22 protein-coding genes are annotated in these 24,764 nt (G+C 58.5%); 3 read left to right on the plus strand and 19 right to left on the minus strand.

From position 1 onward, the window contains the following. Positions 1-170 precede the first annotated feature (170 nt). Both pntB and AMM41_RS17475 read right to left on the minus strand, forming a co-directional pair. Positions 171-1,589: a Re/Si-specific NAD(P)(+) transhydrogenase subunit beta gene (pntB, locus tag AMM41_RS17470; RefSeq protein WP_089962232.1), complete on the minus strand. Its 1,419-nt coding sequence runs from the start codon at positions 1,587-1,589 to the stop codon at positions 171-173. 96 nt (positions 1,590-1,685) lie between these two features. Beyond that, positions 1,686-3,287 carry a Re/Si-specific NAD(P)(+) transhydrogenase subunit alpha gene (locus AMM41_RS17475; protein ID WP_089962235.1) on the minus strand — a complete coding sequence of 534 codons (1,602 nt, stop codon included), beginning with the start codon at positions 3,285-3,287 and terminating at the stop codon, positions 1,686-1,688. A gap of 216 nt (positions 3,288-3,503) precedes the next feature. Here AMM41_RS17475 and AMM41_RS17480 point away from each other — a divergent pair, with 216 nt between their 5' ends. Further along, complete coding sequence (locus AMM41_RS17480) at positions 3,504-3,998, plus strand: NUDIX hydrolase (protein WP_089962238.1); 495 nt, start codon at positions 3,504-3,506, stop codon at positions 3,996-3,998. A 19-nt stretch (positions 3,999-4,017) separates the two neighbouring features. On the opposite strand, the gene AMM41_RS17485 is transcribed toward AMM41_RS17480, so the two are convergent. The 4 genes from AMM41_RS17485 to AMM41_RS17500 form a co-directional block, all read right to left on the minus strand. Further along, positions 4,018-5,460, minus strand: a complete 1,443-nt coding sequence (locus AMM41_RS17485) for a GDSL-type esterase/lipase family protein (RefSeq protein WP_089962242.1) — start codon at positions 5,458-5,460, stop codon at positions 4,018-4,020. Further along, positions 5,457-6,347: an SGNH/GDSL hydrolase family protein gene (locus AMM41_RS17490; protein ID WP_194944847.1), complete on the minus strand. Its 891-nt coding sequence runs from the start codon at positions 6,345-6,347 to the stop codon at positions 5,457-5,459. The genes AMM41_RS17485 and AMM41_RS17490 overlap by 4 nt, the downstream gene beginning before the upstream one ends. 103 nt (positions 6,348-6,450) lie before the next feature. Then, positions 6,451-7,863: an MBOAT family O-acyltransferase gene (locus tag AMM41_RS17495; RefSeq protein WP_089962250.1), complete on the minus strand. Its 1,413-nt coding sequence runs from the start codon at positions 7,861-7,863 to the stop codon at positions 6,451-6,453. 10 nt (positions 7,864-7,873) lie between these two features. After that, the gene (locus tag AMM41_RS17500; RefSeq protein ID WP_228769339.1) at positions 7,874-8,539 is read right to left on the minus strand and encodes a lytic transglycosylase domain-containing protein; all 666 of its coding nucleotides are present in this window, start codon (positions 8,537-8,539) and stop codon (positions 7,874-7,876) included. 150 nt (positions 8,540-8,689) lie between these two features. Between AMM41_RS17500 and mnmA the strand changes: the two genes are divergently transcribed. Continuing rightward, positions 8,690-9,865, plus strand: a complete 1,176-nt coding sequence (gene mnmA, locus AMM41_RS17505) for a tRNA 2-thiouridine(34) synthase MnmA (RefSeq protein WP_089962258.1) — start codon at positions 8,690-8,692, stop codon at positions 9,863-9,865. 43 nt (positions 9,866-9,908) lie between these two features. Here the strand turns inward: mnmA and AMM41_RS17510 are convergent, their stop codons facing one another. Further along, positions 9,909-10,535 carry an aromatic-ring-hydroxylating dioxygenase subunit beta gene (locus AMM41_RS17510; protein WP_089962263.1) on the minus strand — a complete coding sequence of 209 codons (627 nt, stop codon included), beginning with the start codon at positions 10,533-10,535 and terminating at the stop codon, positions 9,909-9,911. Between the two features lie 16 nt (positions 10,536-10,551). Next, positions 10,552-11,874 carry an aromatic ring-hydroxylating oxygenase subunit alpha gene (locus tag AMM41_RS17515; protein ID WP_089962266.1) on the minus strand — a complete coding sequence of 441 codons (1,323 nt, stop codon included), beginning with the start codon at positions 11,872-11,874 and terminating at the stop codon, positions 10,552-10,554. A 103-nt stretch (positions 11,875-11,977) separates the two neighbouring features. Between AMM41_RS17515 and AMM41_RS17520 the strand changes: the two genes are divergently transcribed. Continuing rightward, positions 11,978-12,877, plus strand: coding sequence for a LysR family transcriptional regulator (locus AMM41_RS17520; RefSeq protein ID WP_194944848.1), 900 nt, complete (start codon positions 11,978-11,980; stop codon positions 12,875-12,877). 3 nt (positions 12,878-12,880) lie between these two features. Here the strand turns inward: AMM41_RS17520 and AMM41_RS17525 are convergent, their stop codons facing one another. The 11 genes from AMM41_RS17525 to AMM41_RS17575 all read right to left on the minus strand — a co-directional run bounded on the left by AMM41_RS17525 (position 12,881) and on the right by AMM41_RS17575 (position 24,290). Beyond that, positions 12,881-13,582, minus strand: coding sequence for an ABC transporter ATP-binding protein (locus AMM41_RS17525; RefSeq protein ID WP_089962372.1), 702 nt, complete (start codon positions 13,580-13,582; stop codon positions 12,881-12,883). Positions 13,583-13,584: 2 nt separating this feature from the next. Continuing rightward, positions 13,585-14,340, minus strand: coding sequence for an ABC transporter ATP-binding protein (locus tag AMM41_RS17530; protein ID WP_089962272.1), 756 nt, complete (start codon positions 14,338-14,340; stop codon positions 13,585-13,587). Beyond that, positions 14,337-15,293 carry a branched-chain amino acid ABC transporter permease gene (locus tag AMM41_RS17535; protein WP_089962376.1) on the minus strand — a complete coding sequence of 319 codons (957 nt, stop codon included), beginning with the start codon at positions 15,291-15,293 and terminating at the stop codon, positions 14,337-14,339. Before AMM41_RS17535 ends, AMM41_RS17530 begins: the two co-directional genes overlap by 4 nt. 12 nt (positions 15,294-15,305) lie before the next feature. Then, a complete protein-coding gene (locus tag AMM41_RS17540; protein ID WP_089962275.1) occupies positions 15,306-16,220 on the minus strand; it encodes a branched-chain amino acid ABC transporter permease in 915 nt (304 codons plus the stop codon). Between the two features lie 18 nt (positions 16,221-16,238). After that, a complete protein-coding gene (locus AMM41_RS17545) occupies positions 16,239-17,423 on the minus strand; it encodes an ABC transporter substrate-binding protein (protein ID WP_089962279.1) in 1,185 nt (394 codons plus the stop codon). Positions 17,424-17,531: 108 nt separating this feature from the next. Continuing rightward, a complete protein-coding gene (gene tcuB, locus AMM41_RS17550; RefSeq protein ID WP_089962283.1) occupies positions 17,532-18,698 on the minus strand; it encodes a tricarballylate utilization 4Fe-4S protein TcuB in 1,167 nt (388 codons plus the stop codon). Further along, a complete protein-coding gene (gene tcuA / locus AMM41_RS17555) occupies positions 18,685-20,127 on the minus strand; it encodes an FAD-dependent tricarballylate dehydrogenase TcuA (RefSeq protein WP_089962379.1) in 1,443 nt (480 codons plus the stop codon). Before tcuA ends, tcuB begins: the two co-directional genes overlap by 14 nt. A gap of 45 nt (positions 20,128-20,172) precedes the next feature. Further along, positions 20,173-20,928, minus strand: a complete 756-nt coding sequence (locus tag AMM41_RS17560; RefSeq protein WP_089962289.1) for an SDR family NAD(P)-dependent oxidoreductase — start codon at positions 20,926-20,928, stop codon at positions 20,173-20,175. A 128-nt stretch (positions 20,929-21,056) separates the two neighbouring features. Beyond that, positions 21,057-22,040 carry a LysR substrate-binding domain-containing protein gene (locus AMM41_RS17565; protein WP_089962291.1) on the minus strand — a complete coding sequence of 328 codons (984 nt, stop codon included), beginning with the start codon at positions 22,038-22,040 and terminating at the stop codon, positions 21,057-21,059. 4 nt (positions 22,041-22,044) lie between these two features. Continuing rightward, complete coding sequence (locus tag AMM41_RS17570; protein ID WP_089962383.1) at positions 22,045-23,379, minus strand: DUF3422 family protein; 1,335 nt, start codon at positions 23,377-23,379, stop codon at positions 22,045-22,047. Positions 23,380-23,633: 254 nt separating this feature from the next. Beyond that, complete coding sequence (locus AMM41_RS17575; RefSeq protein WP_089962294.1) at positions 23,634-24,290, minus strand: response regulator; 657 nt, start codon at positions 24,288-24,290, stop codon at positions 23,634-23,636. Between the last annotated feature and the right edge of the window lie 474 nt (positions 24,291-24,764).

A 24,764-nucleotide genomic window follows, 5' to 3' on the forward strand; every position in this document is an offset into this window, starting at 1 on the left:
GTCGAAGGCGACGCGTCAGTCCGAGTCAACAACCGCCAATTTTATGATTCAAAAATACACACATTCATTGAATCACCTGATCAAACCAACGATTCACACCCTGTTTTTCCAATCCTCAAGTCCATCAAAAAAGGGGCCACAGGGCCCCTTGGTTCAGTCCGTCGAATACCTCAAGCTTTCAAAGCCAGCAGCACCTCGTCCAGCATCTTTTTGGCATCGCCAAACAGCATGCGGTTGTTGTCTTTGTAGAAGAGGGGGTTGTCCACACCGGCGTAGCCGCTGGCCATGGATCGTTTCATGACAATGCTGGTGCGGGCCTTCCAAACTTCGAGCACCGGCATGCCGGCGATCGGGCTGGTCGGATCGTCTTGCGCAGCGGGGTTCACGATGTCGTTGGCACCGATCACGATGGCCACGTCGGTGTCCGGGAAGTCGTCGTTGAGTTCGTCCATCTCAAACACGATGTCGTAAGGCACTTTGGCTTCGGCCAGCAAGACGTTCATGTGACCAGGCATGCGGCCCGCCACGGGGTGGATGCCAAAGCGCACATTCACACCTTTGTCGCGCAGTGTCTTCGTGATTTCAAACACCGTGTGCTGGGCTTGCGCCACGGCCATGCCGTAGCCCGGCACGATGATCACGTTCTTGGCGTCGCGCAACATTTCGGCGGTCTCAGCGGCCAAGATGGGGCTGACTTCACCTTGCGGCTCGGCCGCTTCGCCCGTGGGCTTGGGCGCAGCCGCCGTGGTGCCAAAGCCCCCGGCGATCACGCTGATGAAGCTGCGGTTCATGGCGTTGCACATGATGTACGACAAAATCGCGCCGCTGGAGCCGACCAAAGCACCGATCACGATCAGCAAGTCGTTGGAAAGCATAAAGCCCGTGGCCGCTGCGGCCCAGCCGGAGTAGCTGTTGAGCATGGACACCACCACCGGCATGTCGGCGCCGCCAATGGCCATGACCATGTGGATGCCAAAAAGCAAAGCGATGACGGTCATGATGATCAAAGGCACCATGCCGTCTTGCACGGTGTGGGCGTTCATGAATTCACGACCAAAGTAAATGACGGCGATCAAACCCACCAGGTTGAGCCAGTGGCGACCAGGCAACAACAAAGGGCTGCCGCCGATGCGACCCGACAACTTGCCAAACGCGGCCACCGAGCCCGAGAAGGTCACCGCGCCGATGAAGATGCCGATGTAGATCTCACCCGCGTGGATGGCGTGCGCTGCGCCGTCCAAATTCTTGGAAGCTTCAGGGTCCACATAGGTGGCGTAACCCACCAGCGCCGCGGCCATGCCGACCATGCTGTGCATGAGCGCCACGAGTTCGGGCATTTGGGTCATCTGCACTTTGCGCGCAGCGTAAAGACCAATGATTGCGCCCACCAGCACGGAGCCCACGATCATGGGAATGCCTTCGGCTGTGACTTGCGGGCCAAAGATGGTGGCCAGCACGGCCAGGCTCATGCCGATCATGCCGTAGAGGTTGCCGCGCCGTGCGGTTTCCTGGTTGGACAAGCCGCCCAGGCTGAGGATGAAAAGAATGGTCGCGCCGATGTAGGCGACCGTGGCCAGACTTGAGTTCATGAGTGTCTCTTTAATCAGTTGGGGACAGAGCTGAAGATCAGTCCCCTAATTCTTCAATCAGTCGAGGACAGAGCTGAAGATCTGTCCCCGAAGTCATTATTTTCGGAACATCGCCAGCATGCGCTGGGTGACGGCAAAGCCGCCAAACATGTTGATGGCCGTCAGCACCAATGCCAAAGCGGCCAGGATGCCGATCAGCGTGTTGGGGCGTCCAGCTGCAGCCATGGGCGAAATCTGCACCAGCGCGCCGATGGCGATGATGGAGCTGATCGCGTTGGTCACGCTCATGAGCGGGGTGTGCAAAGCGGGCTTGACGTTCCACACCACCATGTAGCCCACAAAGCAAGCCAACACAAATACCGTGAAGTGCGACAGGAAAGCAGCGGGCGCATAGGCACCGACCAGCACCAGCAGCACAGCGGCCACCGCCGACACGATGAGCAACTGACCCACGGGCATGGGGCCGGATGGCTCGCCATGGCCGTGGCCTTTTTTGGCGGCAGGCGCGGCAGCGGGCTTGGGCGCAGGCTTGGGGGCCACCACCAAAGGCGGCGCAGGCCAGGTGATTTCACCGTTCTTGATGACCGTCAGGCCCCGGATCGCGTCGTCTTCCATGTTGACGTTGATCACGCCGTCCTTGGTCTTGCACAGCTCTTCCGTCAGGCGGAACAAGTTGGTGCCGTACAGGGTGGACGACTGGCGCGCCATGCGCGAAGCCAGGTCGGTGTAACCCACGATGGTCACACCGTGCTTGACCACCGCTTTGCCGGGTTCGGTCAATTCGCAGTTACCGCCTTGCTCGGCCGCCATGTCCACGATCACGCTGCCGGGCTTCATGCTTTGCACCATCTCGGCCGTGATCAGCTTGGGCGCGGGTTTGCCGGGAATCAGCGCGGTGGTGATGATGATGTCGCACTCTTTGGCTTGTTTGGCGTACATCTCACGCTGCGCGGCCTGGAAGCCTTCACTCATGACCTTGGCGTAACCGCCGCCGCCCGAGCCTTCTTCTTCGTAGTCCACTTTGACGAACTCACCGCCGAGCGACACAACCTGGTCGGCCACTTCGGCGCGGGTGTCGTTGGCACGCACGATGGCACCCAGGCTGGCGGCCGCGCCAATGGCGGCCAAACCGGCCACACCGGCACCGGCAATGAACACCTTGGCGGGGGGCACTTTGCCTGCAGCCGTGATCTGGCCGTTGAAAAAGCGGCCAAAGGCATTGGCCGACTCCACCACCGCGCGGTAGCCACTGACGCCAGCCATCGAGGTCAGCGCGTCCATCTTCTGGGCGCGGCTCAATGTGCGGGGCAGTGCGTCAATCGACAGCGCGGTGACCTTTTTGGCCGCCAGCTGCTGCATCAAATCGGGGTTTTGCGCAGGCCACAAGAAGCCAATCAGGGTCTGGCCTTCGTGCATCAGCGCCACTTCGTCGGGCGTAGGGGCACGGACTTTAAAGACGATGTCGCTGCCGCTCCACAGCGCCGCCGCGTTGGGGGCAATGCTCGCGCCAGCTTCCACAAAAGCCGCGTCGGACAGGTCGGCCAGCTCGCCAGCGCCCTGCTCGACCACCACGGCAAAGCCGAGCTTGACCAGTTTGGTCACGGCATCGGGGACTGTGGCCACCCGTTTTTCACCGGGAAAAATCTCTCGCGGCACGCCAATGCGCTGAGGCGTTGGGGCTGTATCGCCAGTTTGCATGTTTGTCTCCTCGCTCAATCCACAAAAAATAATCAATTATTCCAGCTTAACCGATGTCCACCTGAACTGACTCAGTCCAGAAGCGCGCAACACATGTCGCAGCATGAACATTAAAATATCAGCAAGTCCTGATATTAAACACGAACAGGCCTGCCGTTTGCTGACAAAAGAACCCGCATCACACAAACTGACGCACCAACATTGATAATCCAAAAGATGGATACACGCTGGAAACCCAATGTCACCGTCGCCGCCATCATTGAAAAAGAAGGCCGCTACTTGCTGATCGAAGAACAGACCCAAGAGGGCTTGCGACTGAACAACCCCGCAGGCCATTTGGACCCCGGGGAATCACCCGCTGAGGCATGCGCTCGAGAGACTTTGGAGGAGACTGCGCACCTTTTTAACCCCACGGCTTTAGTGGGTATTTACCTCTCCCGTTTTCATCGCCCGGCCACGTCAGAGGACGTGACTTATGTTCGCATGGCTTTTTGTGGTGAATTGGGTGACTTGCAAGAAGGCCTACAACTTGATGAAGGCATTGAACGCACCCTGTGGATGACGCCCGAGGAAATCAGGGCCAGCGCATCCCGTCACCGCAGTCCCCTGGTTTTGCAATGCATAGAAGACCATCTGGCCGGGCAACGCTATCCACTCGGGGTCATTTACACCGACCCGGCGGTCAAAGGCTTGCCGCACCTGAAGGCATGAATTCGGGCTGAGCCAATCGCTACTTGGGTGCAAAAACAGACGCATTCCAGCCCAAATCCTGGGCCATGGATTGGGCCAAGCGCTGGTAGCCCGGCACCGTGAAATGGATCAAATCCTTGGCCATCCAGGCGGGGTTTTGCTGGGCCCATCGGTAAGACCCGCCAGCCCCTCCCATGGCACTGAGCATGCTCCAAAAATAGCACCCATGGGCTTGGGCCACCTGCTTTTGGATGCGCCCAATTTCAGCGTGAACCCGGGTAAATTTGAGAAGATCTGGCAATTTTGCAGGCGCAGGCTTGGTGCCTTGAACTGCACCAGATCGGTTTTTTTGAGACCGCCGCACCAAAATGCCCCGATCCCCTGGTGCCACCAACAAGCAGGCGGCCTGAGGAAAGAGTTGTCGCCAAGCAGCGACCGATGAGCGCAAGCTCTGGGTGTAGGCCGCTGCATCGAAGGGTTGCACATTGCCCTCATTGGTGCCAAAGGCCATGACCACCACATCGTAAGTGGAGGCGCCCCACCACGGAGCCATCGCCGTTGTTTGCAACTGACGCCAGCCAGCCACAGTGGCCCCCGGGTAGCCAAACACATCAAGTTGCAACCGGGTTTCCACGGGCAGGGGCAGCTCCAGACCATTCAGCCTGAACGGGCCTTCAAGCACGCGCAGCTCAATGGTGGACATCGCGTCGTCGCCCACCAAATCCAGCACAGCTGGGCCCTCGCGGCCCAGCAAATCCACACGTTGCGCCTCACCCCCATCAATGCGAATGGCCAAACTGATCGGATCCCGGGTTTGCTGATACAACAAGCGCAACTGAGACTTGTCCGCTTGAGCCGAGAGATTGCGCACGTCCAGCGACAGCCACGCATCTTGGCCTTGTGTCCACAAATTGACCAAACCAGGCCCAGGTTCACTGGCACCTGCGGGCACGGCATGCGCCGGCTCATACTGCCAACCCGGCCCCACACAGCTTTTGCGCAAGGGCAAGCGCACACCGGGCCGGTTCATGCTGGCTGGCAAAAAACGGCTGCTCACAGCTTCGGGGGGCAACTGAGACAAACGTGCCCATTCTTGGCTCCAAAAAGCAGCTGCCAAATGACTGTCGCCCCATATGCCCACACGCAAAGGTTGGCCCGACTGGGCTTGCCACAAAGGGCGCTTTTGGGCACGCCCCTCGGCCAATGGGCCGTTGGACAAAACATCGTGAAACTGCTTCAACTGGGTTTGAACGTCCACCTCATCGGGGACTTCTTGAGGGTCCATCTCACGAGGCGCTTTGCCACGAGGTGGGGCCGCTCGCTGAGAGCATTGCAAATCAGGCGCATCACGGCGTGCTTGAACGGGCAAGATGGTTTGCTGCACATCGGCACGCACTGAAGGCAGTGTTTGCGCCACCAAAGCATGGCTCCAAAAAAGCAGCGCCACAGGGGTCAACAAGCCTCCAAGCCCAGACTTTTTCATGGCTGCGCCGCCTTTTGGATGTGTTCGAGCAAGGCTTGCTTGACCAAGCGCAAGGCAGAGGGCGTCATGTGAATACCGTCTTCTGCCCTCAGGTTCATGGGCTGACCGTCCGCGCCCAATTTGAATTTCTGAAATGGCTCAGACAGCACGCCGATGAGAGGCTCAGTGGCCAGGTAATCGGTGCCCCAATTTTGAGCGCGAGCATGAAAAATGTGGTTTTGCAACACTGCGCCATCGCGCACTCGCCCCTCTCGCATCGAGGGCAAACCCATCCAAATCACCCGGACTTGGCGCTCAACCGCTGCGGCCACCACCTCATCCACGCGCAAAGCATAGTTCAGCGCCCAGCCCGGAGAGGGAAACCCGTGACGCTGGCCGTCCACCACCATGTCCCAAGGGTCATTGGGCCCCAAAAACACCACCACCAAGTTCAGACTTTTGGCGTCCATTTCTTCCACGATGCGTTGAGGCCAATCGAAATACCGCCTGACGGTCAGGCCAGTACTTTGACGACTCAGGTCATGCACTTCCCAATCGGGGTGCAAGCGGGCCAGATCACGCATGAGCAAGGGGGCCACACCCTGCATCATGGAATCTCCGGCCAGCAAAATGCGCTGTGCACCGGGCTTGAGTTTTTGCTGCGCCAAGCTGGGCAAAAACTGCCCTTTGGGCAAAGGCGAGGGCAAGTCTTGTAACTGTGGCGGCTGAGGAGTCCGGGACACAACAGGTGTTTGTGCCGGGTCCTCGTCGGAAGATGGCCATGCCAAGCGAAACAAAGGCCTCGAACCACCGGCCCGCACCCGGTCATCGAGCCAACGCGAGGGAGCAAACAAGGCATTGGACAGCGCCTCAGGCAGCGCAGCTTCCAAGCTGACGTGGTACCTCACCCCCAAATACCTTTCAAGCGAGGTGAGCCAGCAAAGCGTCACCATCAGGGCGACCGCGGGAAGCATCCAGCTCAATTGACGTGCAGACAAACGATGGGCCATCTCAAAACCGGTAATAAATGAAATTGGGCACCCCTTCGGGCCCATAAAACAGCACCAAGCAAAGCAAGAGTGCCAACACCAACACGCCCCCCCAGAGGGGCAACCGTGCCAAATGCACCGTTGCCTTGTGTTCCCATTGAGCGGCCCATGGGCTGAGCCCGGCCACACACAGCGCGATCAACACCAGGCTCCAGGCCTGTGGGATGTCGTCTGCCCAAAAGCCTTTGGCATTGAAAAACAAGCCCTGCAGCATTTGTAAAGCCTGAGGCACCGAGTCTGCCCTGAAAAAGACCCAAGCCAAGCTGACAAACACAAAAGTCATCATTTGTGCGGCCCAACGAGGCCAAACAGGCATGCCCAGGCGCTGAGCCCCGTTCACCACCACGACCCCCAAGCCATGCAACAGTCCCCACACCACAAAGGTCCAATTGGCCCCGTGCCACAAACCACTGATGAGCATGCCCAACAACACGTTGAGCTGGGTTCGGCCAAAGCCACGGCGATTGCCCCCCAGGGGAATGTAGATGTAATCGCGGATAAAACTGGACAAAGACACATGCCAGCGGGACCAGAAATCCGACAAATTCCGCGCCAGATAGGGTTGCCTGAAATTCACGGGCAAAGTGAAGCCCAACAACAAGGCCAGGCCAGTCACGATCGATGTGTAGCCTGCAAAATCGAGAAAAATTTGCAGGCTGTAACCCAGCATGGCGGCCATCAAAGCCAAGCTGCTGAATTGCTCGGGAAATTTGTAAACCGGATCGACCCACTGGGCTGACAAATATGAGGCCAACACCACTTTTTGCACCAAACCCAAACTGATGAGGTAGAAGGCCAACCAGGCTTGTTTGGGATGGCCCACCCGAGTTTGAGGATCGCGATCGTCGATTTGGTCGAAAAAATGATCGGCTCGCAAAATGGGGCCCGCAAACAAAGTGGGCCAAAAACTCAAAAACAGCAGCACATCGGCCCATGAGCGGGCCAATCTCGGCTGACGCCCGACCATCACCAAGTATGTGACGGCCTGAAAAGTGAAAAAAGAAACCCCCACGGGGGCCACCACGTCCAGCACGGGCAACAGTGCGTCAAACCCCATGCCCTGCAACACGGCCTGAAAAGTCTCACGCACAAATTCATAATATTTGAGCGACAACAAAAAAGTACCTGCCAGCCACAATCCCAACCACAAGGGGCGACGGCTGGCGGGCACGCTTTGCATGCGTCTGCCCAGTGCCCACATGGCGGTGCTGTACACGCACAAAAAAACGGCAAACTTGGGCACCCACGTCGCGTAAAGGCCATAGCCCGTCAGGATGAGCAAACCCCGCTGCCAGCCTGGCCTGCTGGCCAATGCCCAATAAACGGGCAAAAACAAGAGGCAAAAAAGCCCGAACTCCGGCGACACAAAACTCATGAACTCAAGCTCATTGAATGGGCACGCTCACACCTGCAGCCACTTGATCAAGACGGGCCTGCTCAGCTTGGACTTTGGCCACATAACCACCATCTTCTGTGACAGCGTCGCCACCGAGATAAAACCGCAAACCATCTTCCAAAGAACCGCCCTTGAGTTTGATCGAATCGGCAAGCACCGACACGCCCACGCGCAAATTGGTGATCGGGTCGAAAGCGGCCAGTTTTCCCCCATAGGCTTCGTAGCGCTTGGCATGAATCGTGGTCATCACCTGCATCAGGCCCTGCGCCCCTGCATGACTTTGCACATAAGGGTGGAAGTTGGACTCGATGGCCATGACTGCCAAAATCAAATGAGGGGCTAATTTATGACGCTTGGCCAAGACATGGGCCTCGGCCACCAAGGCCGCCAAAGGCTCAGGTGCAATTTTGTATTTCTGCCCCAACCAGATCGCCACCGCCGCTTGCGAGCGAGGCAGGTCTTTCAAATCGACTGCCGTGGCACGATCGGCCGTGTTTTGAGGCAACCAGGTAATCAGCACTTGGCGATCACGCAGCCAATTGAACAAGGCTTCTTCGGCCATGTGCAGGCCTTGGGGGTGCCACCACAGGGCCATCACCACCGCAGCCGCACTCAAGCCCACCATGGCCAAACCACTGTGAGTGACAAGAAACAAGCCCTGCGCGATGTCACGCAAGACCGTTCGAATGGGGGGGCACCAAGTGCAGTGGAGGGGCATCAGAATAAGACCAGTCTGCCATTATAAATTTGTGGCCCTTGATCCGCGTCTGCCACCGCCCTTGGCCGCTCACGGGATAATGCCGGCATGTCTCATCTCACCCGTGTGGTCGTCGGTTTGTCCGGCGGCGTCGATTCCGCTGTCACCGCTCACCTGCTCAAGCAACAAGGCCATGAGGTGATCGGCATTTTCATGAAAAACTGGGAAGACGACGATGACAGCGAATACTGCTCGTCCAACATTGATTTTGTGGATGCCGCTGCCGTGGCCGATGTGCTGGGCATCGAGATCGAGCATGTCAACTTCGCAGCCGATTACAAGGACCGGGTTTTTTCCGAGTTTGTGCGTGAATACCAGGCCGGACGCACGCCCAACCCGGACATCTTGTGCAACGCCGAGATCAAGTTCAAGTCGTTTTTGGACCACGCCATGCGGGTGGGGGCCGAAAAAATCGCCACGGGTCACTATGCCCGTGTGCGGCAGAACATGGCCACAGGCCTGTTTGAGCTGCTCAAGGGCCTGGACCCCTCTAAAGATCAAAGCTACTTTTTGCACCGCCTGAACCAGGCGCAGCTGTCCAAAACCCTGTTTCCGGTGGGTGAGTTGCACAAGACCGAAGTGCGCCGCATCGCCGAAGAGATTGGTCTGCCCAATGCCAAAAAGAAAGACTCCACGGGCATTTGCTTCATCGGCGAACGCCCTTTCAGGGAGTTTTTAAACCGCTATATCAGCAAAGAACCCGGCCCCATCAAAGACCCGTCTGGCCGCACGATCGGTCGGCATGTGGGGCTGAGTTTTTACACCTTGGGGCAACGCCAGGGCTTAGGGATCGGCGGCATCAAGGCCAAAGGCGCTGAAATGAAAGCCCTGCAAGCCCAAGGTTTGCGCGGCGCAGGTGAGCACACACCTTGGTTTGTGGCCCGCAAGGACATCCCGAACAACACCTTGTGGGTGGTGCAAGGCCACGACCACCCTTGGCTGCTGTCGCCCCAGCTGCAAGCCACCGATGTGAGCTGGTGCTCAGGCCAGCCCCCTGCGCCCGGGGCCTACGCCGCCAAGACGCGTTACCGACAAGCCGATGCGGCCTGCAGCTACCTCCCCCTGCCCATGGTAGAAAGTCAAGTGGGCACTGAACTGGGCTTTGAACTGAACTTTGCACAAGACCAATGGGCCGTCACACCCGGCCAAAGCGCCGTTCTGTATGACGGCGAGGTATGCCTGGGCGGCGGCGTCATTGCCAGCCGAGAAACCGCCCGGACTTGAGTCAGGTGCAGGTCTCCACAGCGGTGTGTCCCCTTTTGCAGGTTTACACCCAGGCCTGGATCACGTAGTCGTAAGCGGCCTGGCCGTTGGTCATGTCCACCCGCTGCAACTGGATCTTCCAGGCCCCCTCTTGCAGCACGAGGCTGTGCCGATAACTGCCCCCAAAATGGCGCACCTGATCACGGCGCATTTCCATCATCTGAAAGCGCGAATACACCTCCAGCGCGGTGGGCGTGGCCGCTTCAATCACGATGTTGCCTACCAGGTGATTGGTGCCCCATTGGGCCGCTTGTGACCAGGCGTTGGGGTGCAGCAACCGGCCCATGCGCACTTCCATCAACAAACGATCCTCTGCAAAAATCGATGCCTCACGTCGCCAATCGGTCTGCAAAGGGGTCGAAGGCATCCAGTAAACGCCTTCTTCGGTGAACAACTCGGTCCATTCACCCCAGGCCTTGTTGTCGAGCAAAGCCGCTTGATGGAACAGCAACTCTTCAACCTGACGACGCAAGGCCGCATCCACGGCGATGGCTTTGGGAATGTAGCCCTGACTGGGCAGGCGACCACGCCCCATGTGGTCGGGTGCGATGGATTCGGCACCCGACATGGACTGGATGGCTTCGATCACCACGCCCGTGCCCAGGGCCTCTTTGACTTCTTTGGGTTGCATGAATCATGTCTCCTGTTCAGGCCTTGGCCGTGGGTTGAATGGCGGCGCGGATGTACGACTCCCAGGCCTTGAACTGGTTGCGCATCACCACTTCGCTGGTGCCGTTGTTCGAATAGAGCACGCCGTCTTTTTCGGTGTCGCCCCCGTAGTTGCGGTGAAAGCTCACCCATTCACCACCTTTGGATTCGAGCCCCAGCTGGCCCTTGGTCCAGTTTTCGAGGTCATCGGCGTTGATCATGGTGGCGGGTGAATTGACCAGGTTGAAGTACCACAGCGAACGCTCGTAGATCGCCTCAGGTACACCCTTGAGGCGGAAATGCCAGATCTCGGACAGCGTCTTGTTGGGCGCCATCGGGCGCAGGCAGCGCAACTGCTGCAAGGGCGACTGCACCGACAAATAAGGGTAAATCAGCACATGGTGAATGCTGCGCGAGAGGTACTCCTCGCCCTTTTCTTCCCCATAAGCCTTCTTGATCAAGGCCTCGTATTCGACCGTGTCCGGGTCGGTGGGGCGCAAGCCCATATAGGCCTTCAAGATGCCATGGCCGTATTTGAAGTTGACCGTCTGCACCGAATCCCACTGGTCAAAGCTGGACGCAAAAGTCGACAGGTAATGGAAAAACAAGGGGGCCGAGCCTGTGTCTTTTTTGAGGCGCTGTTCCACTCGGCGGGCCGAGACCCCAGTGGACTGGTGCGTGACCGAGGGGTGCAGGGCATCGAGCTGGTTTTCCATGAAGAACTTCCAGTTCGAATGCTGCACCACACGGTGACACACCGGCACGGCTTCCACCTCACCCACGGGCGAGCGGTCACACATGTCGTCAAACGCTATTTTTGCCTCGCCCAGAAAGTCGACCAAGCTCGGGCCTTCCTTGGCCAGGCTGGCAAACACAAAGCCACGGTAGCTGTCCACACGGGCGGCAGGCACCATGCTGCAATCGGCATCGTCGGTGTGCATGCGGGTGCCGTCGTAGCCTTTGACCAGCGGGATGGCCTTGACCTTGCCATTGAGGTGAAAGCTCCAGGCGTGGTACGAGCACACAAAACCCTTGCCCGTGTTGCCGCTTTGGTTGCCGCACAACTCCACACCCCGGTGTGGGCAGCGGTTGTAAAGCACGCGCACACTGCGGTCCACATCGCGCACCATGACCATGGGCTGACGCCCGATCTGCATGGTGAAGTAATCACCAACCTCCTTGACCTGCGATTCGTGGCCGCAGTAAACCCAGGCTTTCTCGAAAATGTGTTCCATCTCCAGATCAAACAGCGCTTGATCCGTGTAGACACTCTTATGAACACGGTCCGGTTGAACCAGGTTCTCCAAAACGATCGGTTGCATGAAAACTCCTTGGCAGGCTTCAGGGTGAAATGACAGGCCTCAAGTTAACAAAGGTCAAGTCCTTGACCTACAACCTGTCATGCTATTTCCATTACCATGGGTTATGGATTACCGAAAAGTTCAACTCTTCTTGGCGGCCGCCCGTTTGGGCAACATGACCGAAGCCGCTGCGTCTCTGGACATTTCCCAACCCGCCTTGTCCAAAAGCATCAAGTCGCTTGAAAAAACCCTGGGCGTGCGCCTGCTGGAACGTGGACGCTTCGGGGTGAGCGTCACCCCCTTTGGCCAGGCCCTGATGCAACACGGCCAGGTGATGGAGGCGGAAATGCGCAATGCGGTGGGCGAAATCCAGGCCATGCGCGGTGCTCAGCGTGGCCATGTGATGATGGGATGCGGCCCCACTGAAGCCACCCGTTTGTTGCCCCTGGCGCTGCAAGCTCTGACCCAAGACAACCCGGACATCAAGGTGACGGTGTTGTACGGTTTGAACGAAGCCCTGATGCCTTGGGTCAAGCAAGGCGAAGTGGACTTTGCCTTGTCATCGGTGCCCGCTCGCGCCACCGACCCCGACCTCAGTCATGAGCGTCTGTTGACCGAAAACGCCACTGTGGTGGCCCGGGCCGGGCATCCCTTGGCACAGCACAAAGTCGTCACGCCCGAAATGCTCACCCCATACCCTTGGGTACTGCCGCGCCAGCGCGAACTAGAACGCCTGGCATTTGACGATTATTTCGTGGCGCATGGCCTGGAGCCGCCGACCGCCCAAGTCGAGACCACCTCCACGGTACTGATGAAATCCATGGTGATGCAAAGCGATGCACTCACCTTCATCCCGGAAGAATTGATTTACTGGGAAGTCCGCGCGGGCCAACTGCAGCCTCTGCAAGCCACAGGCAACCCATGGGTCCGGCATGTGGGTGTCACGCGCAGACACAAGGGCACCCTCAGCCCAGCCAGCCAGCGGCTGCTGGCGGCAATCAAGTCGGTGGCAAAAAAATTCTGACGCTCAAACACCGAGATAACGGGTCCACAGCTCACGCTGATCCTTGAGCGCTTGAGAATCCCCTGCCCACGCCACTTGCCCGCGCTCAACAATGACATGGTGGTCGGCAATGTCCACCAGGCGGTTGACGTATTTGTCGACCACGATCAGGGTCTGGCCTTCTTCACGCAGCAAACGCAGGCAACGCCAGATCTCCTCGCGAATCAGCGGGGCCAGACCTTCGGTGGCCTCGTCCAGAATCATCAGCCTCGGGTTGGTGACCAGCGCACGGCCAATGGCCAGCATTTGCTGCTCGCCGCCCGACAACTGCGAGCCCATGTTGGCGCGACGCTCGGCCAGGCGCGGAAACAGTTCATAAACCCGTGCAGGCGTCCAAGGCGTGCGGCTTTGGTGGCGGTTGCTGGCAAAGGCCGTCAAGTGCTCGTCCACCGACAAATTGGGAAAGACTTGTCGCCCCTCGGGCACCACGGCCAAGCCCAGCCGCGCCACCCGGTCGGCCGTTTGGTTGGTGATGTCGTGGCCATCAAAGAGCACCTGCCCAGACTTGACCGACTTGAGCCCCAAAATGCTGCGGATCAGCGTGGTTTTGCCCATGCCGTTGCGACCCAGCAAACCCATCACTTCGCCCGGCATCAAGCTCAGGCCCATGCCAAACAGAACCTGGCTTTCGCCATACGCGGCCTGCACATCGCGCACTTGCAACAAGCTCATGCGTGCTCCTCACCCAGGTAAGCAGCAATCACCTGGGGGTTGTGCCGAATGTCCTCGGGCGAGCCCGTAGCGACCAACGCGCCGTTGACCAGCACCGATATGCGGTCGGCCAATCGGAACACCGCGTCCATGTCGTGCTCGATCAACAAAATGGCCACCTGGCTGCGCAGCTTCAGGATCAGGTTCAAGATCCGCTCGGATTCGACCGGCCCCGCACCGGCCATGGGCTCGTCCAACAACAACAACTTCGGCCGGGTGGCCACCGCCAAACCCAGCTCCAGAATGCGCTGCTCGCCATGCGACAGCTCGCTGGCCGAATCGTGCGCCCGGTCCTGCAAACCCAATTCCTGCAGCACAGCCATGGCTTGGTCCGTCAAAGCCTTGTCGCTGCGCACCGGACGCCAGAAAGAAAAACTGTTCCCGCTGCGGGCTTGCACCGACAGGGACACGTTGTCCAACACGGTGAAGGATTTGAACAAACGCGTGATCTGAAAAGACCTGGCCAGTCCGCGGTGCACCCGCTCGTGGGTGGGCATGGCCGTGACGTTGTGGCCATCAAAAAAGATCTGCCCGCTGTCGCTGGGCAAATGGCCCGACAGCTGGGCCACCAGACTGGTCTTGCCCGCCCCGTTCGGGCCAATCAAGGCGTGGATTTCTCCCGGCTGCACATCCAGCGTGACGTGGTCAGTGGCCCGCAAGGCACCAAACTGCTTGACCAGGTCTTTCACCTGAAGCAAGGCCCCGGTATTCATGCCTTCTCCCCCACGTTGGCCGCCTTGCGACGAATCAAGCCCGCCAAACCTTTGGGGGCCAGCAAGACCACCGCAAGCAAGAACCAGCCCACATAAAACTGCCAATGCAAGGTGTATTCGGCCAGCACGTCTTCCAGAATCAGCAGCACCAGTGCCCCCCACAAACCGCCTGTGAGTGTGCCCACACCGCCCAAAATGACCATGACCATCAAGATGCCAGACTGCGTCCAGTGCATCAGGTTCGGGCTGACGTAATTTTGGTGGTTGACCATCAAGGCACCCGCCAAGCCACCCAAAGTGCCGGCAATGACAAACAACACCCACTTGTAGCGGTAAGACGGAAAGCCGATGGCATCCACCCGCACATCGTCATCGCGGATCGCCAGGATCACCCGCCCAAAGCGCGAATGCATGATGCGCGAAATCAGCACCAAGGTGACCACCAACACCAGCAGCACCACAAAGTAAAAGGTCACATCGTTCTTCAGGTCCAGGCCCAGCCCAAAATCAGAGCGCTGCTTGATGTTCAGACCCTCATCGCCCCCATAGGCCTTGATGGAGTTGACCAGGTAATAAATCATCTGGGCAAAGGCCAGCGTGATCATGATGAAGTACACCCCTCGGGTGCGCAAAGATATGGCACCGATGATGCCCGCCACCAATGCCGACAACCCCATGGCGATGGCAAAACCCGTCCAGCCATTGGTGTGGCCCTCGGTGATCAGGATGCCCACGGTGTAGGCCCCAATGCCCACAAACGCGGCATGCCCGAAGGACACCAGACCGCCGTAGCCCAAAATCAGATTCAAGCTGCAGGCAGCAATGCCATAAATCATCATGCGGCTGAGCATGCTGACGTAAAAATCCATGTCCCGGGCATGCAAGAACAATGGCAAGGCGATCGCCCCCGCCAGCACGAGACCCCAAACCCAGACCGGTGTTTTGTGGTTCATCAGACCCATTCCTCAACGGCCGGAAAAAAGTCCCTGAGGACGGACAAACAGCACCACCGCCATCAGCAGATACACCGCAATCGACGCCACCGCCGGACCTGCCGCACTGGCAAATTGGGGCGAAAAAATTTCGCGAAACAGCCAGGGCAACAAGGTGCGGCCCAAGGTGTCCACAAAGCCCACCAAAATGGCCCCGACAAAAGCGCCCCAGACCGAGCCTATGCCGCCAATCACAATCACCACAAAGGCCAGGATCAGGATGTTTTCACCCATGCCCACCTGCACCGCCAACAACGGCCCCAACATGGCCCCCGCCACAGCGCACAAAGCGGCCCCCAAGCCAAACACCCCGGTGAACAAGCGCCGGATGTTGATGCCCATGGCCATGGCCATCTCGCGGTTCGACGCCCCGGCGCGTACCCAAGCACCCATACGGGTTCGGGTCACCAGCAGATACAGCACCAGCGCGATCAGCAGGCCCACAGCAATGATCACCAACCGGTAACTGGGATAGCGCAAGCCGGGCAACAGCTCCACCGGACCCGACAAAGCCTGGGGTATGGACAAGGGCATGTCTGTGCCCCAAATCATGCGAACGGACTCGTTGATGATCAAAATCAGGGCAAAAGTGGCCAACACCTGAGACAGGTGGTCACGGGCATACAAGGTTCTGAGCAAAGTGGCTTCAAGCAGCATGCCCACCACGGCCGTGAGCATGACCGCCAGCACCACGCCCAGCCAAAAAGACTGCGTCAACTGCACCAACCAGGCCGTCAGAAACGCCCCCACCATGTAGAGGGCGCCATGGGCCAGGTTGATCATGTCCATGATGCCGAAGACCAGCGTGAGCCCGGAGGCCAGCAGGAACAACATCAATCCAAACTGCAGGCCATTCAAGGCCTGCTCCAAAATCAAGATACCAGTCATGAGGTGAGGCGAAAGCCCTTACTTCATGGGGCAGTCTTTGACGTAGGCGTCACCGTGGTTGCTCAGCAAAGGCTGACCCACAATGCGGTTGACCAGACGCCCTTGAGCGTCCTTGACCACCTCGCGCAGGTAGTAGTTCTGAATCGGGTACTGGTTGGTGTTGAACCGGAAATCGCCACGCACCGAGTTGAACTTGACCGTCTTCAGGGTCTTGATCATGGCCTCTTTGTCTTCAATTTTGCCGTTGACCGCACGCACGGCAGCATCGATCAGCAGTGCAGTGTCGTAGCCCTGGGCTGCGTACAAAGTGGGCAGGCGCTTGTATTCTTTCTCGAACTCGGCCACAAATTTCTTGTTGGCTTCATTGGGCAGGTCCAGGCCCCAGTGAGCGGTGTCAAACACGCCCATCATGTCGTTGCCCACCGCGCGGATCACGTCCTGGTCCGCACCAAAGCCGGGCTGAATCAGGCGGGTGTCCTTGTTCAGGCCTGCGGCCATGAACTGCTTGATGAAGTTGATGCCCATGCCCCCGGGCAAAAAGGTGTAGACCACCTCGGGCTTGGCGGCGCGTATGGCTGCCAGTTCGGCAGAATAATCCAGCTCACCCAGTTTGGTGTAGACCTCGCCCGACACATTGCCTTTGAAGAATCGCTTGAAACCCGCCAAGGAATCCTTGCCCGCCTGGTAGTTGGGGGCCAACAAATAGGCCGACTTCACCTTGAGGTTGGTCGCGTACTGGCCAGCCGCCTCGTGGTAAGCATCGTTGGGCCAAGACACGGCAAAGAAATAAGGCGAGCACTGGGCCCCCGCAATTGGCGATGGTGCCGCATTGGGGCTCAGGTAAATGGTTTTGGCGCTGATCGCCTCGGGCAAGCCTGCCAACATGATGTTGGAAAACACCACACCCGTCAGAAAGTCGACCTTGTCCCGTTTGACATAGCGCTCAAACAGTTGCTTGCCCACATCGGGTTTGAACTGATCGTCTGAGATCGAGACATCGGCGGGCAGGCCACCGAGTTTTCCGCCGTTGAGCTTGACCGCCAACATGAAGGCATCACGAATGTCCACCCCCAGCGCCGCAGAGGGCCCCGATAAGGTGCTGACAAAGCCGACTTTGACCTTGTCTGCCGCCCAAGCCGGGGCACCGGCCAATGCGGCCAAAGTGGAAACGGTCAACAAACTTTTGAGCACCGGAAAACGCATGAATGACTCCTGGCAAAACCATCAAAAGAAATAAATCGTCCAAAGACGGAAAGTCTCATTCTGAGCCGAAAATCACCCCGCCATGAATGGGGGTTTACCCTTTTGCCGTCACTCCCCACCCAGACCCAAGCGGTTGGGTTGGCGCTTTTCGATGGCAAAACGCAGCAAAGCTGCCGTGCGGAAAACACCGTGCGCAAACTTTCCATAGGGCAAGGTCAAGAACAAAGCCATCACCGCGCCCAGGTGCAGCGCCAGCATCAAAGGCATGACCGCCGTTGGGCCCAGCAGCCACAAGAGCAAACCCGTCACGCTCACCAGGAACAACAAGGCGATGAAGCCCCGGTCCATGGGCTTTTGCGCCGCGTCGCCGTGGTCTGGGTGGCGGCGCAGGTTCAAGCGCCACAAACCGGCCGTGCCCACCGTCAGACTCACCCCGCCAATGACGCCGAGCAGCTTGGGCAAAGTGCTCAGGTCATACGGCGCGGGCCAACCCAAAACATAGTGGTAGAGCGTGGCCACGCTGGTGGCGGCAAAACACAGCATGAAGCCGTAAAACGTCAGGTGGTGGTAGCGCCTGCGGGCATGCGTCCACGCGTCGTCTTCGTTGTGGCAGCCCTCGCCGTGGCCACCGTCCAGGTATTTCAGGCGCAAGGCGGCGTGCGCGGCCTCGGCAGCGGCGGGTGGCGTCAGGTCGGCTCCGCTGGTGGCGGGCGTCACATCGCGCCAAAAACGCATCACCCCCAGCGCCAGCGCAAGCACGGCAAACAAGAAGATGGGGGCGAACAGGCTCACCATCAGGTTGTGCGGGAATACCGCATAAAAGCCCCCTGCCACGGGCATTGACCACAGCGTGCCTTGGCGCAACATGGCCAGCGCCAAAAACAGCGCCAATCCAAACGCCAAAGCCACAGACAAGGTCAAGCCGTTGCGTTGGTACAAACTGCCCAAAGCGGGTGGCCAGGCGTAATCGGCATAGGTTTGCCCACGCACCTGGGCCATGGCCTTGGGCACATTGATGGCAAAGTCGTGCGGCGGCGCGTACTGGCAGGCGTGCAAACACGCCCCACAGTTATGGCACAAGTTGGCCATGTAATGGATATCGGCCTTGCCAAACTCCAGCCGCCGCGTCATGGCCGGAAACACCGCACAAAAACCCTCGCAATAGCGGCAGCCATTGCAAATTTGCATTTGCCGCGCCACTTCGGCTTCGGGTGCAGTCATCTCGCCACGCGCCAATGCGCGGGCATCTTGGGCCAGGGCTTCAAGCGTTTGCATGAGAAGCTCCTTGTTTTTGCGCTTTGACCGCTTTGGCCGCTTGCTCGCCCGCGATGCGGCCAAAGGCCGTGCCGATCGTCATGCCCACCCCGGCGGTGTAGCCCTTCCCCAGCACATTGCCCGCCATCATCTCGCCCGCCACAAACAAGTTGGGGCTGGGCTGGTCCTTGAATCGCACAGCGGTGGTGTCATCGGTTTTGAGGCCCAGATAAGTGAAAGTGACGCCAGGCCGCACGGCATAGGCGTAAAAGGGCGCGGTGTCCAGCGACCGCGCCCAATGGGTTTTGGCAGGACTCACGCCCTCGGTGTGGCAATCGTCCAGCGCGGTGTGGTCAAACTTGCCTTCTCGGCAAGCCGTGTTGTAGTCATTCAGGGTTTGCATGAACGTCGCTTCATCCAGGCCCAGTTTGCGGGCCAGCTCAGGCAGGCTGTCAGCCTGCGTGCCTTCAAACACAGGCGGCATGAAGCGGCCCACCGCCTTGGCGTCGATGATGGAATACGCCACCTGCCCCGGCTGCTGTGCCACCAAACGGCCCCAAATCGCGTAGCGCTTGGGCCAGAAGTCTTCGCCTTCGTCGTAAAAACGCCGGGCTTCACGGTTCACGACAACACCCAAAGACACGCAGTCGATGCGAGTGCAAATGCCGCCGTCGTACAAGGGCGCACGGGCATCAATCGCCACCATGTGCGCCTGCGTCGGGTCGCCAATGCGGTCAGCGCCTTGTTCCAACATGTGCTTGAGCAGCACACCCTGGTTAAAACGTGTGCCGCGAATCAAAAACTGGTCCGCCGGGTATTCGCCTCGCTCGTTTTGGCCCCAGGCCTCGCGCAGCCACTCGCGGTTGGACTCAAAGCCACCCGCTGCCAGCACGCAGGTGCGGGCCTCGATGCGTTCGCGCCGCACGCTGCCATCGGGCTGCTTGTGCATGACCGATGCGGCCACAAAACGGCCTTTGTCCAATTCGACGCTGTCCACCTCGGCGTTGTAATGGATCTGCACGCCCAGTTTTTCGGCGCTGCGGTAATAGGCATTGACCAGTGCCTTGCCCCCACCCATGAAAAAAGCGTTGGTCCGGGCCGTGTGCAAAGCGCCCGACAAGGACGGCTGAAAGCGCACGCCGTGCTTGACCATCCAGGGCCGGCAGGTGGCCGAATGGCGAATCGCCAAACGGGCCAGGTGCTCGTCGGTCAAGCCGCCGGTGACTTTGAGCAGGTCTTGCCAGAACTCTTCTTCCGGGTAGGCGTCGACCAACACATCTTGCGGCGCATCGTGCATGCAGCGCAAATTGCGGGTATGGCCCGAATTGCCACCGCGCCACTCGCGGGGTGCCGATTCGAGCAGCATCACGCTGGCACCGGCTTCACGGGCCATGAGCGCCGCACACAGGGCGGCGTTGCCGCCACCAATCACCAAAACATCGACCGTCATAAACACTTTCAGGGCAAAGGCACAGGGCACGAAGCCCGAATCAGATCAAAACTGGTATTTGCGCAAACCACCATCCACCGGGATCACCGCACCGGTGATGTAACTGGCCAATGGCGAAGCCAAGAAGGTGACCAAATTCGCCATGTCTTCCGGCTCGCCATAGCGGCCCACTGGAATCTCGTTGTCGCACTGCCACTGGCGGTACTCGGGGGTGTAGTTGCGGAAAATCTGCTCAGAGTGGATGCGCCCTGGGGGCACGCAGTTCACCGTGACGCCGTGTTTGCCCACCATGCGCGACAAACCTTTGGCCCAACTGTGCATGCCCGCTTTGGCGCAAAAGGCACCATTGGTGTGCTCGGGTTCACTCTTGCCGGTGATGTTGATGATGCGGCCCCATTTGCGCTCAATCATCTGGTCGATCAGCGCATCGGCCACTTGGCGTGGGCGGTGAAAGTTCAAGGTGATGGCTTCTTGCCAAGCCTCTTCGCTCACATGCAGCTCTTTGAAGCTGCGCGAGCCTCCGGCGTTGTTCACCAAAATGTCAACGCTGCCCAAACCCGCCAAAGCCGCCTCTGCCAATCGTTTGGCTGCGTCGTCCGCATACAGGTCAGACTCGATGATCACCGGCGCCTGTCCGCCAGCGGCCACGATTTCATCGGCCAGCTCGCGCAGCTTGTCCACACGCCGGGCCGATACCGCCACGCGCACGCCCTCGGCGGCCAAGGCTTTGGCGATGCCGCGCCCAATGCCCACACTGGCCCCGGTGACCAAGGCGGTTTTGTTGTTGAGTTGCAAGTCCATGGGTGTCTTTTTTTGTGATGACGATGGGACGACTTTAAAGCGAAGCAAGCCTTTTGCTCAGCCCACCAATGGCATGGGGGCATCACAAACAGTGATAACCACCCCTTTTTTTCAAGCGCTCGACAGCTTCAGGTCTTGGTGGAAACCTGAGCTGGACCGGGATCGCTCAACACAGCGCCAACCCATGCGCCAGAACCCACCAGCGCCCGCACACAATCGACCAGCACCACGCGCGCCGCCAAAGCCGCAGGCGACAACTCATCATCCGACAGGCTGCACAGGACGTTGCTGCGCCGGACCTGGTGGTCGGTGATGCGGGCCATGTGCAAGGCCTGCGCCGCATCGGCTTGCCGCGCCACCGCCGCCCAAGGCTGCAAGGTGGCCCCCATGCCCGCGCGCACCGCGTCCATCAACATGGCCAGCGAATCCACCTCCAGCGCCACCAGGGGTTTGACTTTGGCGCGCAAAAAAGCCGCATCCAGCATGCTGCGCAAACCGTGTGGGCCGGTGGGCAAAATCAGCGCTTCATCTTTCAGCTGCGCCATGCGCACCCTGTCAGGGGCACGCGGCTTGACGACATGCCGTGCAGCAATGAAAAAAATGTCCTCCTCCATCAGTGGCTGCACACTCCAGCGCCGCGCCGACTGTGCGGACGAAACCCCGTCCATGGGCATGTCAAACAAAACCGCCAGATCGAGTTGCCGCGCGTTAAGCATGCCCGACAAATGCCCCGACAGGCTTTCCACCATGTGCAGACGCACATCCGGATAGCGCTCGCGCATGGCCTGCATCAAGGGCAGACCCAACACGGCGGCCGTGGTGGGTGCCAGGCCCACACTCACCGTGCCCGACAAACGCGCCGACTTCGCAGCACGCATGGCCTGCTCGGCATGCCGCAGGGTCAGTTGTGCTTCGCGAAAAAACGCCACACCCGCCTCGGTCGGGCTCACACCCTGGGACGAACGCTGCAAAAGCCGGGTCGACAACTCGCTCTCGAGCCGGGTGATTTGCTGGCTCAGCGCCGACTGCACCAGATTCAAATCGAGTGCGGCACGGCTGATGCTGCCGACCTCGACCACCCGCACAAAATAGCGAAGCTGCCTCAGCTCCATCGCATCAGGCGTCCGGTTGGTGCAGTTTTTCGTGTATTTTTTGCCGACTGCGCCACACACTCCACAACACCAAGGGCAGCAACAAAGCCACCGCGATTTCCGGGTGGATCGGCACGCCATAAGCCTTCATCCCCTTGAAGGCATACAGCAGCAAGCTGACCACGTAGTAAGAAATCGCAGCCATCGACAGGCCTTCCACTGTGACCTGCAGGCGCAGCTGCAGTTCCTGGCCGCGCGTGAGTTTTTCCAACAACACCTGGTTTTGCGCCTCGGTGGCAATGTCCACCCGGGTGCGCAGCAAGGCGCTGGTGCGCGAGACCCGCTCGGCCAACGAGGCCAGCCGCTTTTCAGTGGCCTGCACCGTGGCCATGGCGGGCGACAAGCGCCGTTGCATGAACTCACCCAGGGTCTGTGTGCCCGAAATCGGCCGTTCCCGCAGCTCAGCCAAACGCTGGCTGACCAAAGTGTCGTAAGCGCGTGTGGCCGAAAACCGGAAACCGTGTTCGGCCGTGGCCCGCTCGATGCGGGCCGCCAAAGACACCAGCAAATCGAGCAAAGCCTGGTCGCTTTCTCCTTTGCGCTCCAAAAGACCGGTGATGTCGGCCAGCTGAGACTCGGCGGCCGAGAGCATGGAAGACAGATTTTTTGCCACCGGCAAGCCACGCAAGGCCATCAGGCGGTAGGTTTCCACTTCGAGCACACGCTGCGATATGCGGCCTGCACGCGCCTCACTTGTGCCTTCGGGTGCCAAGACCAGCATGCGTTCAAAGCCATCGGCACCAATCCGAAAATGGGTCAGGATGCACGAATGGGACGCGCCATCGGTGGTGTTGCCCATGCGCGAGGCCAACACCGCCCCATCGCCCAGCCAAGCTTGGGCCTTGGGCATCAGGTCGGGTGCAGTCATGTCCGCTTGCAACATGCCTAAATGGATGGCGGCCATGGTTTGTCCGGGCAAACCCCTGAGCCAGTCGGTGCCAGCGGCCACCTGCGAAGCCAGCTCGGGCAACACGGCACCCCAATCCGCATGCGCGGGCAAGGCTTGCACGATGGAGTAGCGGGTGAACTCGGTGTGCCGCTCCCATTTGACGGTAAAAAGGTCGCATCGCAGGCGCAAAAAATTGCCCTGCAAACTCTCCAGGCTCAAATCTTCATGACCTGGCAAGCGCCGCAAATGGGCCCATTCCTGTTCGCGGGAAATGCCCTCATTGAGCACCGCCACATAAACAATCAGGGCGGGCAATCGCACACGCGCCGAAGGCCGGGCGTGCACTTCGTTGTGCAACTCATGACGCTGCGCAACTTCTGGCGGCAAAAAGCGGGAGGTGATTTCGTTCATGGCCTTATTTTGACCGAGCTGGCAGGCCATCACACCTGACCATTCTTTTTGTCAGGACTTGCCAAGCACGGCAGCAGTGTGCTCAAGACCAAAAGGCTTGAAATCGCCACTTGAGTCCAACATAAATCACCCTAGGTCAATCAACGCATGGTCGCCAATGCCAATGCCATTGACATGACAAGCAACTGTAGAGCGTTGTGCTGATCCGAATACTTGCCATGTTGAACATGCCTTTTCTGGCAAAACCAGCCATGTCAGGGTAGATCTTTAAAACCAAGTCGTTGAGCCGCCAGCAAAGCCTGAGTGCGACTGACAACGCCCATGGATTTGAAAATTGCACTCACGTGTGCTTTGACCGTTGCCTCAATGATGTCAAGTTTTGCAGCAATTTGCATATTGGTCATACCTTGACAAATCAGCCCAAGAACTTCGATCTGGCGTGAAGTCAAATGAATTTTCTTCAAATTATCGAGGTTCATCAGGCCATCAACCGTCAGCCATGATTGATCTTGGAGACGGTCTCTCAGGGCTCTACCAATCAAATCAACAATGCGATCAGGTGGGGTAGATTTGCTCACAAAAGCCTTGACTCCTGCTCCTAGACAAGCACCTACTTTTATGGGGTCATCAGAGCCAGAGACAACAATGATTTGGAGGTCTGGTTGTGCCGCATGAATGCGGTCAATCAACTCGAGGCCGGACAGGCCGGGAAGAGACAAATCCAACAAAATCACTGAGCGAGCAATGGTCTGGGCATCTTTGGACTTAAAAAATACAAACGCATCATCTGCCAAGCTGCCTGAAGCAACTTCGGCATCTGGGAAGCTCAATCGCATAAGACTTTCAAGCCCTTGCTTGTACAGGGGGTGATCTTCGATGATCAGTACAAATGATTTTTCTTGCATGCTCATATTATGACCACCAAAAATTGATGCCTATAAAATTTCAATTATACTCAATAAGAATTATTTTACAGTAAAAATTTCATCGTAAAATAGCAAACCAGCATCATGATCTACTGACTGCCTTCTGAAGCATCTTCAAAAAACGCCCCGAAGGACATCCATGAAACGATTTGAATCTTCATAGGCTGTGAGCTTGGCGTCAGGGCACACTGAGAAGATGCAATTCAAGAAAAAAGTCTACTCACACCTCAATCCACCGTGAACAAAAACGAAAGTCAAAGTGCTTTGAGCCGATGAATCATGACCCTCGGCGGAATACGTTGATGCCTCTTTCAGCCTTCAATTGCGGCCGCAGTTCATTGATGTGGCTGAAAATTCAGATCAAAATCATGTTGCGCATTCACTTTATGCCGCAATCGTTTGTCCAGTCAACAAGCAGGATGAAGGAATCCATCGCGTGTATCAGGTTGCAGCTCAAGT

It is taken from the genome of Limnohabitans sp. 2KL-3 (assembly GCF_001269405.1).
Taxonomy (GTDB): Bacteria; Pseudomonadota; Gammaproteobacteria; order Burkholderiales; family Burkholderiaceae_C; genus Limnohabitans_A.